At 68.2% G+C, this 14,318-nt stretch carries 16 protein-coding genes and 1 riboswitch; of the genes, 6 read left to right on the top strand and 10 right to left on the bottom strand.

The annotated features are described in order from the left end of the window. Positions 1–166 precede the first annotated feature (166 nt). Entirely contained in the window at positions 167–1,057 is an 891-nt protein-coding gene (locus KV203_RS02070) for an HAD-IIA family hydrolase (protein ID WP_083529807.1), read from the top strand. On the opposite strand, the gene KV203_RS02065 is transcribed toward KV203_RS02070, so the two are convergent. The 4 genes from KV203_RS02065 to KV203_RS02050 form a co-directional block, all read right to left on the bottom strand. Beyond that, positions 993–1,304 (bottom strand): ArsR/SmtB family transcription factor, encoded by a 312-nt coding sequence (locus KV203_RS02065; protein WP_217995927.1) that lies wholly within the window; start codon positions 1,302–1,304, stop codon positions 993–995. The genes KV203_RS02070 and KV203_RS02065 overlap by 65 nt on opposite strands. Before the next feature lie 338 nt (positions 1,305–1,642). Then, positions 1,643–2,827 (bottom strand): O-succinylhomoserine sulfhydrylase, encoded by a 1,185-nt coding sequence (locus KV203_RS02060; RefSeq protein ID WP_066467186.1) that lies wholly within the window; start codon positions 2,825–2,827, stop codon positions 1,643–1,645. Positions 2,828–2,916: 89 nt separating this feature from the next. Beyond that, a complete protein-coding gene (locus KV203_RS02055) occupies positions 2,917–3,324 on the bottom strand; it encodes a rhodanese-like domain-containing protein (protein WP_066466901.1) in 408 nt (135 codons plus the stop codon). A 51-nt stretch (positions 3,325–3,375) separates the two neighbouring features. Further along, positions 3,376–3,491: riboswitch (SAM riboswitch) on the bottom strand. 61 nt (positions 3,492–3,552) lie between these two features. After that, positions 3,553–3,717 (bottom strand): hypothetical protein, encoded by a 165-nt coding sequence (locus KV203_RS02050; RefSeq protein ID WP_157079646.1) that lies wholly within the window; start codon positions 3,715–3,717, stop codon positions 3,553–3,555. A gap of 303 nt (positions 3,718–4,020) precedes the next feature. On the opposite strand from KV203_RS02050, the gene KV203_RS02045 reads away from it, so the two are divergent. Together KV203_RS02045 and KV203_RS02040 are read left to right on the top strand one after the other, a co-directional pair. After that, the gene (locus KV203_RS02045) at positions 4,021–5,421 is read left to right on the top strand and encodes an FAD-dependent oxidoreductase (RefSeq protein ID WP_066467194.1); all 1,401 of its coding nucleotides are present in this window, start codon (positions 4,021–4,023) and stop codon (positions 5,419–5,421) included. Positions 5,422–5,506: 85 nt separating this feature from the next. Then, the gene (locus KV203_RS02040; RefSeq protein ID WP_083529758.1) at positions 5,507–6,334 is read left to right on the top strand and encodes an amidohydrolase family protein; all 828 of its coding nucleotides are present in this window, start codon (positions 5,507–5,509) and stop codon (positions 6,332–6,334) included. On the opposite strand, the gene KV203_RS02035 is transcribed toward KV203_RS02040, so the two are convergent. Together KV203_RS02035 and KV203_RS19505 are read right to left on the bottom strand one after the other, a co-directional pair. Next, positions 6,290–6,772, bottom strand: a complete 483-nt coding sequence (locus KV203_RS02035; protein WP_066466903.1) for a DUF456 domain-containing protein — start codon at positions 6,770–6,772, stop codon at positions 6,290–6,292. The two genes, KV203_RS02040 and KV203_RS02035, sit on opposite strands and share 45 nt — an antisense overlap. After that, the gene (locus KV203_RS19505; protein WP_066466904.1) at positions 6,769–7,092 is read right to left on the bottom strand and encodes a DMT family transporter; all 324 of its coding nucleotides are present in this window, start codon (positions 7,090–7,092) and stop codon (positions 6,769–6,771) included. The genes KV203_RS02035 and KV203_RS19505 overlap by 4 nt, the downstream gene beginning before the upstream one ends. Positions 7,093–7,215: 123 nt before the next feature. Between KV203_RS19505 and KV203_RS02025 the strand changes: the two genes are divergently transcribed. Together KV203_RS02025 and KV203_RS02020 are read left to right on the top strand one after the other, a co-directional pair. Further along, positions 7,216–8,331 (top strand): CaiB/BaiF CoA transferase family protein, encoded by a 1,116-nt coding sequence (locus KV203_RS02025; RefSeq protein WP_066466905.1) that lies wholly within the window; start codon positions 7,216–7,218, stop codon positions 8,329–8,331. Positions 8,332–8,337: 6 nt separating this feature from the next. After that, complete coding sequence (locus tag KV203_RS02020) at positions 8,338–9,705, top strand: flavin monoamine oxidase family protein (protein WP_066466906.1); 1,368 nt, start codon at positions 8,338–8,340, stop codon at positions 9,703–9,705. 68 nt (positions 9,706–9,773) lie between these two features. On the opposite strand, the gene KV203_RS02015 is transcribed toward KV203_RS02020, so the two are convergent. After that, positions 9,774–10,520: a hypothetical protein gene (locus KV203_RS02015; RefSeq protein ID WP_066466907.1), complete on the bottom strand. Its 747-nt coding sequence runs from the start codon at positions 10,518–10,520 to the stop codon at positions 9,774–9,776. A 151-nt stretch (positions 10,521–10,671) separates the two neighbouring features. Between KV203_RS02015 and KV203_RS02010 the strand changes: the two genes are divergently transcribed. Further along, complete coding sequence (locus KV203_RS02010; RefSeq protein ID WP_066466908.1) at positions 10,672–11,088, top strand: hypothetical protein; 417 nt, start codon at positions 10,672–10,674, stop codon at positions 11,086–11,088. 32 nt (positions 11,089–11,120) lie between these two features. On the opposite strand, the gene KV203_RS02005 is transcribed toward KV203_RS02010, so the two are convergent. From KV203_RS02005 to KV203_RS01995, 3 genes are all read right to left on the bottom strand, one after another. Continuing rightward, the gene (locus KV203_RS02005) at positions 11,121–12,803 is read right to left on the bottom strand and encodes an MDR family MFS transporter (protein ID WP_066466909.1); all 1,683 of its coding nucleotides are present in this window, start codon (positions 12,801–12,803) and stop codon (positions 11,121–11,123) included. Beyond that, on the bottom strand, positions 12,800–13,312 hold the full coding sequence (locus KV203_RS02000) for a MarR family winged helix-turn-helix transcriptional regulator (protein ID WP_246600447.1): 513 nt from the start codon (positions 13,310–13,312) through the stop codon (positions 12,800–12,802). Before KV203_RS02000 ends, KV203_RS02005 begins: the two co-directional genes overlap by 4 nt. Before the next feature lie 91 nt (positions 13,313–13,403). Continuing rightward, positions 13,404–14,231, bottom strand: a complete 828-nt coding sequence (locus tag KV203_RS01995; protein ID WP_066466910.1) for a crotonase/enoyl-CoA hydratase family protein — start codon at positions 14,229–14,231, stop codon at positions 13,404–13,406. Positions 14,232–14,318: the final 87 nt, after the last annotated feature.

Genomic DNA, 14,318 nt, shown 5'->3' with positions numbered 1-14,318 from the left:
AGCCGCGGACCACCGTCGGCGCGATGTGCGCAACCGACACGCGATGATCGAACGGCCCGGTTACCGGCACGGCGACCGTGGTTGCCCGGCAATGAAAAACGGGCGCCAGGTCTTTTGTGGATTTCCCGGCGCGGCTGCCCCGGATCTGTCGACCGGCCGGGAAACAATGCTTCGCGTGACCGCCGACCGCAAGCCGCTGGCTTACCTGTCCGATATGGACGGTGTGCTGGTGCACGAGGAGCACCTGGTGCCCGGCGCGGACGAGTTCGTGGCGGAGTTGCGGGCGAACGACACCCCGTTCATGGTGCTGACCAACAACTCGATTCGGACTCCACGGGACCTGCGGGCGCGGCTGCGCCGCAGCGGGCTGGATATTCCGGAGCGCGCGATCTGGACGTCCGCGCTGGCCACCGCAGCGTTCCTGGACGACCAGCAACCGCGCGGCACCGCGTACGTGGTCGGCGAGTCCGGCCTGACCACCGCGCTGCACGAGATCGGCTACGTGCTCACCGACGTCGACCCCGATTACGTGGTGCTGGGCGAGACCCGGACCTACTCGTTCGAGGCGATCACCACCGCCATCCGCCTGGTCGAGGCGGGCGCGCGGTTCATCGCGACCAACCCGGACCCGACCGGACCATCGCTGCAAGGGACGCTGCCGGCAACCGGGTCGGTCGCAGCGCTGATCAGCCGGGCGACCGGACGCGACCCGTACTACGTCGGCAAACCCAACCCCCTGATGATGCGCTCGGCGCTGAACGCCATCGGAGCACACTCCGAGCACACCGTGATGATCGGCGACCGGATGGACACCGACATCGTGGCCGGTTTGGAGGCCGGTATGCGCACCATCCTGGTGACGTCCGGAATCTCGTCCGAGCGCACGGTCGAACGCTCGCCGTACCGGCCGACCCTGGTGGTCGATTCGATCGCCGACCTGATCGGCCGGACCGGGCAACCGTTCCCGGTCGGGCCGATCGGTGCCGAAGGGGTCAGCTCCGGCGACGCAACACCCGGTCCAGCATCTGATCGATCCGCCGCCGGGCGATCGCCGTGACCCGGTAATAGGTCCAGGCTCCGCGCGGTGCCGGTTCGAGCAGCTCGGCCGCACACAGCGCCCGCAGATGTCTGGCATTGTCCGTCGAGCTGAGGTCGAACACCTCGGCGATCTCCGCCTCGCAGGCCTCACCGTCGACATGCGCGGCGACGATGCTGAGCATTGCGAGTCGGATCGGATCGGCGAGCACGGTGAGCAGTTCGGCCGCCTCCTCGGCCTCCACCCGATCGAACGGCGGGCGGGTCAACGTCGACCGAGGATAGCCGGAATCAGCTGTCGCAGTTGGTCGTTCACCTGCCAGCACGCGAGATGCGGTGCCGAGCGGCCAGTCGAGTCCGCAATCGAGCTTGCGCAGCGTCGAGGGTCGCATCTTGGATGCAGTGCCCTGTTCGATTTGAACCAGGGTGGGTGCGGACGGCCCACCCCTTCCGTATACCTGCTGTCTGGTCAACCGCAGCTCCCGACGCCGCGACTAGACTGCATTGCCCAGCGCGACACGCGCCTGCGGCGCGATACCTACGTCGACGGTCATGGGCCGGAATGGTACAGATCAAGATCGTTAGCGCAAAAAAACGGGATTCGAGCCTATTTCAATGCACTTGTCAGGTCTTCGAGAATGTCGTCGACGTCTTCCAGCCCGACCGAGATTCGAACGACTCCGTCGGTGAGCCCGATCGCGGCCCGGCCGTCCGGGCCCATCGCCCGGTGCGTCGTCGTCGCCGGATGGGTGATCAACGTCTTGGCATCGCCGAGGTTGTTCGAGATGTCGACGATCCGCAGCTTGTCCAGCACCTCGAAGGCACGCTGCTTACCCGCGCCTGCCGCGGCATCCAGCTCGAACGTGACAACTGTTCCGCCACCACTCATCTGGCGTTTCGCCAGCTCGTATTGCGGGTGTGATACCAGATACGGGTACCGGACCCAGCGCACCCGCGGATGCTGCGCCAGAAACTCGGCGATCTGCTGTGCCGCGGACGTGCTCGCCCGCACCCGCAGCGGCATGGTCTCCAAACCCTTCAGCAGGGTCCAGGCGTTGAACGGGCTGAGCGCCGGGCCGGTATGCCGCATCAAGGTCTTGACCGGACCGTCGATGTAATCCCGGGAACCCAGGATCGCGCCGCCCAGCACTCGGCCCTGACCGTCGATGTGCTTGGTGCCGGAGTACACCACCACGTCCACCCCGAGATCGAACCCGCGCTGCAGCAACGGCGTGGCGAACACGTTGTCCAGCACGACCTGAGCGCCGGCCGCGTGCGACAGCTCGACCACCCGCCGGATATCGACCAGTGTCTGCATCGGATTCGCCGGGGTCTCGAAGAACACCGCGGCGGTCGGCTGGGCGAGCGCCCGCTCCCACTGATCCAGGTCGTCACCGTCGACGAACTCGGTCCGGATTCCCCATCGCGGCAGGATCTCGTTGCAGACCACGAAGCACGATCCGAACAGGCTGCGCGCCGCGACCAGCCGGTCCCCGGCCTGCAGCAACGCACCGAGCGCGGTGAACACCGCGGACATCCCGCTGGCCGTGGCGAAGCATGCCGCCGCGCCGTCGATCAGCCGCATCCGCTCCTCGAACATCCCGATGGTCGGATTGCCGTAGCGCGAATAGACGTAGTGGTCGACCTCGCCGGTGAACGCGGCCTCCGCTGCGGCCGCGCTCGCGTAGACGAAACCGGAGGTGAGGTAGAGCGCCTCGGCGGTCTCCTCGAAGCCCGACCGGGCGAGCCCGCCGCGTACGGCAAGGGTGGCCGGGCCGACCTCGGGCGGCAACGGCCGAACGAACCCACCCCCGGTCGGCCGGCTCGGTCCGTCGTCCGCTGCGCTGTCGGTCGCTCCGCTGTCGGTCGCTGCGCTGTCGGTCACCGCCGGGTCCAGGGCAGGCCGAGCACTTTCCAGCCGTTCACATCGCGCTGACCGAGCGGCCCGACCTCTCCCTCGAATCCACCGCTCAGGTTGTACGACGGTGCGATTCCGGCGGCCGTGGCAGCGACGGCCGCGTGTTCGGACCGCTGCCCGGAACGACAGATGAAGACCACCGGTCCGGTCGCAACACCGGCCGCCTGCAACTGCGCCAGGAAGGCCGGATTCGGGCTGCCCTGCGCGTCGACCCACTCCACGAAGTGAACCGGGCGACTCAACTCGCTGATGTCGGGCACCCCGATCGTCTGCCACTCCTGCTCGGTCCGAACGTCGACCAGAACGGCGTCCGGCCGGTCGCGCAGCAGATCCCATGCTTGCTGCGGAGTGACATCACCGGCGTAGCTCACGTCGATATACCTTTCGCCACCTGGACTCCCGATTCCCTGCGGACGGTGCGGAGTCCGCGCCTGCCCGCCCGGTCGGGCGCGGCCTGGTCGTCACCCGGGGCAGCCCACGCCGCGGCGGCGGGTTGCCGACCAGCGAGCCCGGGGCTTCGATGCCGACGCTCATGACCTGTTCGAAAGATAGCATCGCGCCTCCTCAGCGGCGGGCCCGGCCGACCGATGCCGGGCTCGTCACACCGCCCAGGCCGGAGTGAGATTGCCCACGCCGGGCCGCGTCGACGCCGCCCGCCGGAGATCGCGCCGGACCGCGCGCCGACCGGCCGACGTCCGCGAGCTGTCGACGTCGGCGATCCGGACCCCCGAAGTCCGCTCCAACCGGGTGGATGAATCGGACAAACCACGTCCTGCCTGCCGGTTTTCGTCGTCGTCCGGCTGCGTCGCAGCAGCTCCGGCAACCGATCGCCGGGATCGGACCGGTACCGGTCGGCCGGCGACGCGACACCCCGCCCGCGGCTCTGCGAGCACGGGCAGATCGTTCGCCCGACGCGGCGGACGCCGCCCGAGTCGGATTGCGCATCGCTCTCGGGGCGACGATAGACTGACTACCCACGGTCCAGGCTGGAGAACCGATTCCGCGTGCCGGGATTCGGCCGCCGGACCCGCCCCGAACCGCCGTTTGCAAAGGTGCACGCAAATACGATGACTGAGCAGACCGTTCCAGCGCCCACGCCCGTCCGGCCGCTCCGGGTCGCGATCGTCGGCGCCGGACCGGCCGGAATATACGCCGCCGATGCGCTGATGAAATCCGGTACCGAGGTCGCGATCGATCTCTTCGAGCGGATGCCTGCACCGTTCGGCCTGATCCGATATGGCGTCGCACCCGACCACCCGCGGATCAAGGGCATCATCACCGCGCTGCACAAGGTGCTGGACAAGGACCAGGTCCGGCTGTTCGGCAACATCGACTACGGCTCCGACATCACCTTGTCCGATCTGCGCCGGTTCTACGACGCGGTCATCTTCTCCACCGGCGCCAACGCCGACCGCGCGCTGGATATCCCCGGGATCGACCTGGACGGCTCGTATGGTGCCGCCGACTTCGTCTCGTGGTACGACGGCCACCCGGATGTGCCGCGCACCTGGCCGCTGGATGCCGAGAAGGTCGCGGTCCTGGGCGTGGGCAATGTGGCGCTCGATGTCGCCAGAGTGCTCGCCAAGACCGGCGACGAGTTGCTGCCGACCGAAATCCCGCCGAATGTCTACGACGGGTTGCGCGAGAACCGTGCGCGCGAGGTCCACGTGTTCGGCCGCCGCGGCCCGGCACAGGCCAAGTTCACCCCGCTGGAACTGCGCGAACTCGATCATTCACCGACCATCGAGGTGATCGTCGACCCCTCCGACATCGATTACGACGCCGGGTCGGAAGCCGCGCGCCGGCACTCGAAGCAGGTCGACATGGTCGCCAACACGCTGCAGGACTGGGCGATCCGGGACGTCGGCGACCGCCCGCACAAGCTGTTCCTGCACTTCTTCGAATCGCCACACGAGATTCTGGGCGCCGACGGCCGGGTGGTCGGGCTGCGCACCGAACGCACCGAATTGGACGGCACCGGCAACGTTCGCGGTACCGGAGTGTTCAACGAATGGGCGGTGCAGGCGGTGTATCGGGCGGTCGGCTACCTGTCGGAGAACGTGGTGGCGTTGCCGTTCGACGACCAGGCCGGCACGGTGCCGAACGAGGCCGGCCGCGTACTGGCCGACGAAGACGCCGACGGAGCAGATCGCTACCTCCCCGCAACGTACGTGACGGGGTGGATCAAGCGCGGCCCGGTCGGGCTGATCGGGCACACCAAAGGCGACGCGAACGAGACGGTGGCCTGCCTGCTCGAGGACCGGCCGACCCTGCCGGGTGCGACCGAGCCGGAACTGTCGGCGATCGTCGACTTCCTGGAGACCAAGGGCGTTCCGTTCACCACCTGGGACGGCTGGTACCGCCTCGACGCCCATGAGCGCTCGTTGGGCGAGCCGGAAGGCCGGGAGCGGGTCAAGGTGGTCGAGCGCGAGGACATGCTGCGGGCCAGCGAGCCGCACAAGGTGTGACCCGATCGAATCGGTGGCGTGACCTTCACCGCACCGCGGTGGCGTCGACTACGTATCGGCAGCCTCCCTGCGGCATGCTGTACACGTGTTCGACGCACACGTACACATCATCGATCCGCGCTTCCCGCTGACCGAGGACGACGGCGATTCGCCGGCCCCGTTCACAGTCGCCGACTACCGCGCGGAAGTCGCCGATCTGGACATCGACGGGGGCGTGGTGGTCAGTGGAGCAATCCATGACAACGACCACGGCTACCTGAAAGCAATCCTGCCGGAGCTGGGCACCGACTGGGTCGGGGTGACCCAGCTCGACCCGGAGGCGACCGAAGACGAGATCATCGAGTTGGATCGGATCGGCGTCCGGGCAATCCGGTTCAACCTGGCCCGGGCGGCGATCGACATCGAAGGCCTCACCCTGCAGGCGCTGCGGGCGCACGAGCTGGTCGGCTGGCATGTCGAGCTGTTCGCCGACGGGCCGATGCTCGCCTCGCTGCAGCCGGTGCTGGCCAAGCTCCCGGCATTGAGCATCGATCATCTCGGCATGTCCGAAGAGGCGATGCCCTACGTGCTCGCCCTGGTCGATCGCGGGGTCCGGGTGAAAGCATCGGGATTCCGCCGGACTGGGCTCGACCTGGTGAGTGCGATGCGCCGCATCCACGCAGTGAATCCCGCCGCGCTGATGTTCGGCACCGATCTCCCCGGCCCCGACCGACGTTTCGATCGGGCCGATCTCGAGCTGATCGCCGAAGCGGTCGGCCCGGACGGCTGGACAGCGGTGGTGACGGAGAACGCACGGCAGTTCTATCGGCTACCGCCGATCGCACACGCCGCAGACAGCGGCCGCTTCGGTGCGGGCCCGGCCGGGGACTCAGCTGAGCACCGCACCGATCACCCAGACGCCGCTGGCGAGTAATGCGCCGGTGAACTCGATGAGCAGCGCCAGCCCGGTTGCCTTCACCGCGTGCACAGTCGACTGCCAGGCAAGCCGATTCCGGCGCAGTCGCAGCAGTTCGGCCAGGTAGATCCCGACGACGAAACCGATCGGCAACCCGAGCACCGGGATCACGAAGAAGCCCACGATCGCGAGCAGCGCGCCGACCAGCAGGGACCGGCCGGGTATCCCGGCGTACCGCATCCGCCGGCCCGGCCAGGTGTACTTGACCACCCCGGCCCCCACCAACAGTGCGGCGGCGACGCCGAAGACGATCCAGCCGATCTCGGTCCCGGTGCGGACCGCCCAGAACCCGATGGCGACGGCGATCAGCAACACCCCGGGCAGCACCGGCACCAGGACCCCGACCAGACCGACCGCGATCACCAGTCCGATCAGGATTTCCCCGTTTGCACTCATGCCTGCACCCCCGATTGCAACAGCACCACACCCGCGATCACCAGACCCAACCCGGCCACCTGGCGCCAGCTGAGCATTTCGCCGAGCACCAGAACACCGAAGATCGCGACTATTGCCACACCTACCGCAGACCAGATCGCGTACGCCACCCCCACCGCCAACCCGCGGACCAGCACCTGGGACAACAGCACGAACGACGTCGTGTAGCCGACCAGGGTGATCACCACCGGCAGGAGCCGGGTCAGCCCGTCCGAGTAACGGAGCGCAAGCGTCGCCGTCACCTCACAGACGATCGCGCACACGAGCAGTATCCAGACCACCCCTGCATTCTCACCCACAACCCGACGTGGACCGGCGACGATGGCGCGGTCACCGAAGATCGGACCGTTATCGTGGGTTGCGACGCTTCGCCGTCGAAACGTCTCATCACACGGAGGTATCGCATGTCCGAATCCGCAGCGTCGGCGGGTGACCGACAGGGCCCACTCACCGGCATTCGCGTGCTCGAGCTGGCCGGGATCGGACCGGGGCCGCATGCGGCACTGCTGCTCGGCGATCTCGGTGCCGATGTGGTGCGGGTGCAACGCGCCGGCCAGCTGCCCGGATTCCTGGAGCGGCCGCAGTGGCGCAACCGGACGATCGTCGAAGCGAACCTCAAGGACCCGGCCGACCTGGCCCGGATCCTCGAACTGGCCGATCGGGCGGACGTGCTGATCGAGGGCTTCCGGCCCGGGGTCACCGAGCGACTGGGCATCGGGCCGGACGTCGCACTGGCCCGTAACCCGCGACTGGTGTACGGCCGGATGACCGGCTGGGGCCAGTCCGGCCCGCTCGCCGAGACCGCGGGTCACGACATCAACTACATCTCGCAGACCGGCATCCTGAACGCGATCGGGCGGGCCGGCGAAGCCCCGGTGCCACCGTTGAACATGGTCGGCGACTTCGGCGGCGGCTCGCTCTACCTGGTCATGGGCGTGCTGGCGGCGTTGGTCGAGCGGGCGTCGTCGGGCCGGGGGCAGGTGATCGACGCCGCGATGGTCGACGGGGTGCTGTCGTTGTCGCACATGATCTGGGGCATGCGCGGAATCGGCCTGTGGAGCGACGAGCGCGGAACCAACCTGCTGGACACCGGAATGGCGTTCTACGACACTTATGAGACCGCGGACGGCAAGTACATGGCGGTCGGCGCGATCGAACCGCAGTTCTACGCCGAACTGCTGCGGCTGCTCGAGCTCGATCCGGCCGGTCTACCGGCCCAGATCGACCCGGCCGGCCAGGCACAGCTGCGGGCCCTGTTCGCCGACCGGTTCCGGACCAAGACCCGCGACCAGTGGGCGGCGATCTTCGACGGCACGGACGCCTGCACCACGCCGGTACTGACCCTGTCCGAGGCGACCGAGAACAAGCACATCGCGGCGCGGGGCTCGCTGATCGAGGTCGACGGGGTGGTCCAGCACGCCCCGGCCCCGCGATTCTCCCGGACTCCCGGCGGAACCCCGACGCCGCCGCCGACCACCGCCACGCCGATCGAGCAGGTCTGGACCACCGGTTCGGCGTAACCGCCGATGCAGCGCCGCGACGTCCTCCGAGCGTTGGGTCTCGGCGTACCGGCGCTGCTCGTCGCATCGACGGTTGCGGCGTGCGCGGACACCGCGGCTGCCGGCCCGGACGTGATCGTCGTCGGCGCCGGGGTCGCCGGCCTGGCCGCCGCCCGTCGGCTCGCCGAACGCGGCTGTCGGGTCACGGTGTTCGAAGCCCGGGACCGGATCGGCGGCCGGGTGTGGACCAGCCGGGCCTGGACCGACGCGCCGGTCGATCTCGGCGCCTCCTGGATCCACGGGATCGACGGCAACCCGATCAGCGAGCTGGCCGCCCAGGCCGGCGCAGACACGGTGGTGACCGATCCGGACAGCGCCGGCCAGTACAGCTGGGCCGGCGGTCCGCTCACCGACGATCAGGACGACGCGCTGGCCCGATGGCAGAAACGCGCCGCCGACGCGGTGCGTGCCTACCAGGATCACGGCGGCGTCGACACGTCGCTGCGCCGGGTGGTCGAGACGGCGGTCGACGCGGACACGCTGTCGGCAACGGAGCGCAATCTGCTCGGCTACGCGCTCGACGACTACGAGCAGGAGTTCGCCGGCAGCGCCGACCAGCTTTCCGCGCTCACCTTCGACGACGACGCAGCCGTCGACGGTGCCGATGTTCTCTTCCCCGCCGGCTACGAACAGGTACCCCGGTTCCTCGCCCGCGACCTGACCATCCGCACCGGCCAGGTCGTCACCCGAGTCGACCGGACCGGCGACGCGGTCACCGTGACCACCCAGGCCGGAACGGCGAGAGCCGACCATGTCGTGGTCACGGTGCCGTTGGGGGTACTGCAGAGCGGCTCGATCACCTTCGGCGCCGGGCTGCCCGACGCCAAACAGGACGCGATAGCCGCGCTCGGGGTCGGCGTACTGAACAAGCTCTACCTGCGGTTCTCCCGGGTCTTCTGGGCCGACTCGGACTGGCTCTGCTTTGTGCCCGAGGTCGCCGACCACAGCCGGTGGACACAGTGGATCAACCTGGCCCGGCCCACCGGCCGGCCGATCCTGCTCGGCTTCGCCGCCGGCGATGCCGGCCGGCGGATCGAGTCGTGGCGCGACCCCGAGATCGTCGACAGTGCGCTGCAAACCTTGCGCACCATGTACGGGTCCGGTGTCCCGCAGCCGATCGGAACGCAACTCACCCGATGGGCAGCGGATCCGTTCGCCCGTGGGTCCTACTCGTACGCCACGGTGGGTTCGACCCCTGCGCTGCGCGACGACCTCGCCGCAGCGGTCGACGGACGGGTGCACTTCGCCGGGGAGGCGACCTACCGCCGATCCCCCGCGACCGTGCACGGTGCCTACCTGTCCGGACTGCGGGCCGCGGCGGAGATCCTCGGCTGAACCGGCCGGCGCGTAACCTGACGCCGACGAACTGCGACGAACGATCGATCCGGGGTCCCGCTCGCCGGTCAGAGGCTTCCGGTCGCGCCGTTGGCGGTGTCCGGCGCCCAATCCTGGATGAATGTGGTGGAACTGGAATCGATCCGCGTGCTGATGCAGGCGCGCACCACCACCTCTTGGCCGGAGCGGATACCGAGACTGTCCAGGTCGACCTCGACCGTCAGGGTGCTACCGGAGATGTCGGCGACACCGGCGATCGATGTTTGCTGGAACTCGTCGTCGCAGCCGGCGCCCGGCCGGTACACGGTGACTCCGTCCGTGTCGTAGTCGATCGACCAGTCGAACGAGTCCAGGACGCTGTCCTTACAGGTGGGGGCCCGGCCGGTATCCACCCGGATCCGGGTCGCCCCGGACAGCAGGTCCATCGGGGTGGACCGACTGTATTCGGTGGTGAGCACGAGACTCGCGCCATCGGTGCGGACCGCAAGACCGACGATGTCACCCGGTCCGTAGACCTTGCCGTCCACCGCGTGCGGAGCCGCGTCGCTGCCGGAATCGGTCACCACGATCCCGTCCTGCACGGGCTCGACCTCCATTGTCGGCAGCTCGGCGGTGACCACGCCGCTGTCGGCACGCTGGAACGGGCCGGTGAGACCGGAGGCTCCGTCCACCGACATGCGGCCGGCCACGAAGCCGCCGGTGACCAGAACGAGCGCTCCGACGACGATGCCGATAATCAGGGGCGCGTTGCTCTTGCCGAGTGGCGGCGGAGGCGGCGGCGAGCCGTATTGCAGCGGTGCGAGTGGATCGGTCATCGCGAGTGCCGATCGAACACGATGATCACCACTCCTACGTTACGAACGAAACCGTCCTCGGAGAATCCGCCGTTCGGACGACACCGCCGCGTTGTAAACTGTCTTTAATTCTTCATTACTGCTCCAGTGCACGTGAGGCGGTGAGCGTTCCGTGTTGACGGCGGCGTTGGTCGGGGGCCTGTTCGGGGCATCGTTCGCACTTCTCGTGTTGTTCCTGTTGTTGCGAGGACCGTCGAGTCTGGACACCGTCCCCGTGCCGCCCGAGGTCGATGTCGTCCCGCAGCTGCGAGCCTGGGCCGAGCAGCACGGATACAAACAACACCAGCTGCCTGATCGGATGCGGTTCCAGAAGGGCAGCGGGTTGGTCAAAGTCCCACGCATCGTGGACCTGTCCCAGCCCGGCCCGGAACAACAGATCTCTGCGTTCGTCGAGGTCTCGATGTTCGGCTACCGCCGCACGATAGCGCTGACCGCGCCCGGAGGCACCGCGAAGGCGCCTCGCCGGGAAGCACTGCGGGAGTTCAACGAACTCCTGAGTTCCCTCGGTCGGCCGATGCTGGCCGCCTGAGCTGGGCCAACCGTCACCCCGAGGGGAGCCGGTTACCTCCCCGCCGACTCCTGCTCTCGCTCGGCCGCGGCCGCTTGCAAGCCACTCGCGTTACGCAGCGGGACCTCCTTCCAGAACAGCACCATGATCAGCCCGATCAGTGCGACCACGCTGACGGTGAGGAACACCGTCGACATGGCGTCGGCGAAGCCGGCCTTGAACGGGTGCGCCAGAATCGGGCTTAACTGTTGGATCACCGAGCTGTCCGACAACACCCCCTGCGCGGCCGCCGGATTGCCGGTTGCGAGGCCGTTGGCCAGCGCGGCCTCGGCCGCATCGGTGCTGTGCGTCGCGTCGAGAACCGCCCGTTGGAACGTCGGGTCGGTGCCGGCGGCCTGCAGTTCCCGGCCGATGTCCGGGCCGGCGTGGGAAAACAGGATCGACAGGAAGACCGCAACGCCGAGGGTGCCGCCGATCTGCCGGAAGAAGGTCGAGGCCGAGGTCGCCACGCCCATGTCCTTCGCCGGGGACGCACTCTGCATCGCCAGCACCAGCGGCTGCATCATGTTGCCGAGTCCCAGTCCGGTGATCGCCATGAAGATCATCACCAGCCAGAGGTGCGAGTCCGCGGTCACATAGTGCAACAGGAACAAGCCGAGCGCGAGCAGGACACCGCCGGACAAGGGGAACATCCGATAGCGGCCGGTGCGCGAGATGACCTGACCGGACAACACCGAGCCCAGCATCAGGCCGAGGACCAACGGCAACATCTGCAGGCCGGCGATCGTCGGGCTGGACCCTCGTACCACCTGCAGGTACTGCGGGATCAACGAGATACCGCCGAACATCGCCGCACCGATCACCACCGAAATGGCCACGCCGAGCGCAAACGTGTTGTTGTTGAACAGCCGCAACGGGATCAACGCCGCAGCGCCCATCGACCGCTCGATCGCGACGAAAGCCGCTATGCCGGCCGCCCCGATCACATAACAGGCGATCGATCCCGCACTCCCCCAACCCCATTCCCGCCCCTGTTCGGCCACGATCAACAGCGGGACGATACCGATCGCCAACGCCAGCGCACCCCACCAATCCACCCGGCCGTCGCGCTTGGCCGGGCGCGGCAGGTGCAATACCCGATACACCACGACCAGCGCGACCAACCCGAGCGGCACGTTCACCAGAAACACCCACCGCCAGCCGGTGATCCCCAGAATGGCGGCCTGACCGGCGAGCAAACCACCCAGGACCGGGCCGATGACGCTCGACGTACCGAAAACCGCGAGGAAGTAGCCCTGGTACCGCGCCCGTTCCCGGGGCGAGACGATGTCGCCCATGATGGTCAGCGCCAACGACATCAACCCGCCGGCGCCCAGGCCCTGGAATGCGCGATACGCCGCGAGCTGATACATCGACTGGGACAGCGAACAGAGCAGCGACCCGAGGATGAAGATCGAGATCGACGCCATGAAGAACGGCTTGCGGCCGTACAGATCGGACAACTTGCCGTAGAGCGGCGTGGCCAGCGTTGCGGTGACCAGATAGGCGGTCGTCACCCACGCCTGCATCGAGTAGCCGTCGAGATCGTCGGCGATCGTCCGGATCGCGGTCGCGACGATCGTCTGATCCAGTGCGGCGAGGAGCATGCCCAGGATCAGGCCGCTCAGGATCACCAGGATCTCTCGGTGGCTGAACTGCGCCGGGAGATCCCGCTCCGCGGGAGTGGAGGTGCTCACGTCGTCTCCTTCGTACCGTTCGGCGGTAGCGCGGCGGGTTCGGCCCGCAACTGCTCCATCCCGTCGATGAATCGCTCCAGCAACCCGGCAAAAACCACCACGTCACCCGGCGACCAGTCCGCGGTGATCTGAGCCAACTTGCTGCGCCGATGCCGCTTGATCCGGTCGGCGAGGCCGTAGCCGTGCTCGGTCGGGACCAGGATGCTGACCCGGCCGTCGGCCGGATCGGCGAGCCGCTCGACCAGGCCGAACTCGACCAGCTGGGCGGTCTGCCGGCTCACCGTCGACGCATCGGCGTGCAATGCCTCGGCCAGGACACTCGCGCGCATCGGACCGTCGGCGACGAGCCGCAGCAGCGAGTGGTACGCGGCCAGGTCGGGCGCCGCCGCCCGGCTGCCCTCCGGGGCCGGTGCCCGCAGCTGGGCGGCCACGTTCGCGGCCGCCCACTCGCGTACCCGCTGCAGCCGACCCAACGAAGCACCGATCCGATCGATCGCATCTGCGCCCACGATCCGCCATTCATTGGTTGCGTCAAACAATTAGTTGCCGGACGCAAGTATGCGAGCGAAAGGGACGCTGGGGCAAACCTGTTGCCAGGCTTTACCTACCCTTGAATTCCGGTGGACGCTTCTCGAACGTCGCCGTGATCGCTTCGGTGATGTCCTCCGACGGCAGGAACGCCGCATTCCACGCCGCCACGTACCGCAGGCCGTCGGCCACCACACCGGCGCGCTCCCGACCGAGCACATCCTTGACCCCGTGCACGGTCAGCGGTGGTAGCGCCGCGATCTCGGCCGCGGTGCCCCGCGCTGCCGCCAGGGTCGCTGCGGCATCCGGGAAGACCTCGTTGACCAGGCCGATCTTCTCCGCCCGGGCGGCGTCGATGTCCTTTCCGGTGAACGCCAACTCCCGCAGTCGACCATCGCCGATGATCGGCGGCAACCGGTGCAGCGAACCCATGTCGGCGACGATCGCCAGCTTCGCTTCGCGCAGGCTGAATGTGGCATCCGCGCTGGCGTAGCGGATGTCCACCGCCGAGATCAGGTCGAGCCCACCGCCGATGCACCAGCCCTGCACCGCGGCCACAACCGGCTTGCGGCATTCGGCGACCGAGGTGATCGCCGCCTGCATCCGCCGGATCTCGTTCAGAAAATCGGTGCGTGGCGCGACCAGTGCGCGCTCGGCGAGCAGCGGCCCGAACAGCGGCGACATCGCCGGCAGATCCAGTCCGTAGGAGAAGTTGCGGCCCGTGCCCGCGAGCACGACCGCACGCACCTCGGGATCGGCATCAAGTGAACCGAAGATCTCCGGCAGCTCCCGCCAGAAGTCCGGGCCCATCGCGTTCCCCTTGCCCGGACCGGTCAGCGTCACCTCCGCGACATGCTGGTCGGTCTCGACGGTGAAGGCCTGCCACGAGGTGCTACTCATCCGGTCATGTTAACCCTGGGAAACATCCCACCCTCTGGGTAGACCGGGAACCGGACCCGTGGTGATGATGAAGGTGATCGCCATCGA

The organism is Skermania piniformis, assembly GCF_019285775.1.
Classification (GTDB): Bacteria; Actinomycetota; Actinomycetes; order Mycobacteriales; family Mycobacteriaceae; genus Skermania; species Skermania pinensis.
The sequence above is the reverse complement of the archived record's forward strand: the minus strand, read 5'-3'. Positions and strand labels throughout refer to the sequence as shown.

Excerpts from the sequence above, each read along its gene's own strand:
- KV203_RS02070 (WP_083529807.1), top strand. The coding sequence starts at position 167 with ATGCTTCGCGTGACCGCCGACCGCAAGCCGCTGGCTTACCTGTCCGAT.
- KV203_RS02045 (WP_066467194.1), top strand. The coding sequence starts at position 4,021 with ATGACTGAGCAGACCGTTCCAGCGCCCACGCCCGTCCGGCCGCTCCGG.
- KV203_RS02035 (WP_066466903.1), bottom strand. The coding sequence starts at position 6,772 with ATGAGTGCAAACGGGGAAATCCTGATCGGACTGGTGATCGCGGTCGGT.
- KV203_RS02025 (WP_066466905.1), top strand. The coding sequence starts at position 7,216 with ATGTCCGAATCCGCAGCGTCGGCGGGTGACCGACAGGGCCCACTCACC.
- KV203_RS02020 (WP_066466906.1), top strand. The coding sequence starts at position 8,338 with ATGCAGCGCCGCGACGTCCTCCGAGCGTTGGGTCTCGGCGTACCGGCG.
- KV203_RS02015 (WP_066466907.1), bottom strand. The coding sequence starts at position 10,520 with ATGACCGATCCACTCGCACCGCTGCAATACGGCTCGCCGCCGCCTCCG.
- KV203_RS01995 (WP_066466910.1), bottom strand. The coding sequence starts at position 14,231 with ATGAGTAGCACCTCGTGGCAGGCCTTCACCGTCGAGACCGACCAGCAT.